A 1,550-nucleotide genomic window follows, 5' to 3' on the forward strand; every position below is an offset into this window, starting at 1 on the left:
TAACATTTTTACGATTAGTAATCGTTGATGCTAAATTAAGATAGTAACTATCAATATCATAGCTTTTCTTTAACTTCTTTTTGGCTGGTAACAATCCCATTTATATCACCTCTTTATTTTGTATCTTCTTTTTTAATAACATCTTCAATACTATCTTTTTTTTGTTGTTTGTTATGAGTTTTGATAAATCTAATTGTTTCAATAATTAAAACAACAACCCCAAAACCATTAAGCATTGCACCAATAATTACATATGCAGGTCAACCAATTCCTAATTTAGTTGGCCCTATAAAACAAATAATAATTCCTGCAATAAAAAACAATGATGAAACTCCAAAGATTTTCAAAAACATAATTACATCTTTAAATTCTACTTTTGGCATAATAACATCTCCTTTCTAGCTTACTTTTTTCTTTCAACATGTATAAAAAATAGTTTTTTATTTGATTCAATACGACCATTGGGTCTTAAAATTATAATATCTGGTACAAAAAATTCATATACAGGATGATTTTTAAAAGTTGTAAAAGTTAGATTTATAGCACTATTTTCTTGGTCTGAAATACTTATATTATAAATATAATTATTAATATCATAATTTTTTATTTGATACGTACTTGATGAATTTGATACAAAATTACTTGTATCAACAACTTCTCAATTGAATGCTTCTTTTAAATTATTGATAAAATCGTATGAAACTTGATTTTTTATTTCCTCTACAATTTCTTCTTTTAATTTTGTGATTTTATCATCTTTAATTTTTTCTATAACAATTTTATCTAATAGAGAGTCAACTTCTAATTGTGTATAATATGCTTCTAAATCTATCATCGTTAAATCAATACCTTCTTCCTGAAAAGTACGAAACATTTTTTTTAAAGTTGTTAAATTAGCCAATGATTTTGCATAGGTAGGCAATAGACCTTGTCATGTTGCTATCGGGTCATTTTGTGAAGAATAATTAATATCACCAACACTCATATTTGCCGAAGTAAAAAACTCAATTGGAATTCGGTTAAATGTTCAATGCTCAATCGTAATAAACACCATATTAATACAAATTTTCTTTAATAAAGGGTCTTTAAATGTTTCAAATTTTAATTTTATAAAAGGATAGTTTAAGTAAGAATTAATCATATTTTGAGCTCTTAAAGCAAATGTTTTAAATCATAATTCTACATCACCTTTAAAGAACTTATTATAACGAACTGGAACTTGTGTAATTTTACCTGTCATTGGATTAAAATTATTATAATTTTCCAAAGTAACATTTTGTCATAATTCATTTAACATTTAATCATCTCCTTATCATTTACTTTTTTTAGAATATATTTTATTTAATATAAATTTTTTACTATTTAGTAATGTTTTTGTTTTAATTATTTTGTTTAAATCTTGTTTTGTTCTAAGTTGTTTATATGCTTGAAATACTAGTCCATTACCCAATAAACTAGTAACCGCACTATCTTCTAGCGTATTTAACAATTTATCTTTATTAAAGTTATTTTTAAATTGTTCTTGCATTTTTAATACTTTAGCAATTGTC

At 23.9% G+C, this 1,550-nt stretch carries 3 protein-coding genes; all 3 read right to left on the reverse strand.

All coding sequences use genetic code 4. The annotated features are described in order from the left end of the window. Positions 1-113 precede the first annotated feature (113 nt). Positions 114-383: a hypothetical protein gene (locus D9R21_RS06375; RefSeq protein ID WP_126821531.1), complete on the reverse strand. Its 270-nt coding sequence runs from the start codon at positions 381-383 to the stop codon at positions 114-116. 20 nt (positions 384-403) lie between these two features. Continuing rightward, the gene (locus tag D9R21_RS06380; protein WP_126821532.1) at positions 404-1,297 is read right to left on the reverse strand and encodes a hypothetical protein; all 894 of its coding nucleotides are present in this window, start codon (positions 1,295-1,297) and stop codon (positions 404-406) included. Positions 1,298-1,309: 12 nt separating this feature from the next. Further along, positions 1,310-1,550 (reverse strand): hypothetical protein (locus tag D9R21_RS06385; RefSeq protein ID WP_206609249.1); only part of this gene is annotated, 241 nt, incomplete at its 5' end.

The sequence above is a fragment of the Spiroplasma endosymbiont of Megaselia nigra genome, assembly GCF_003987485.1.
Lineage (GTDB): Bacteria > Bacillota_I > Bacilli_A > Mycoplasmatales > Mycoplasmataceae > Spiroplasma.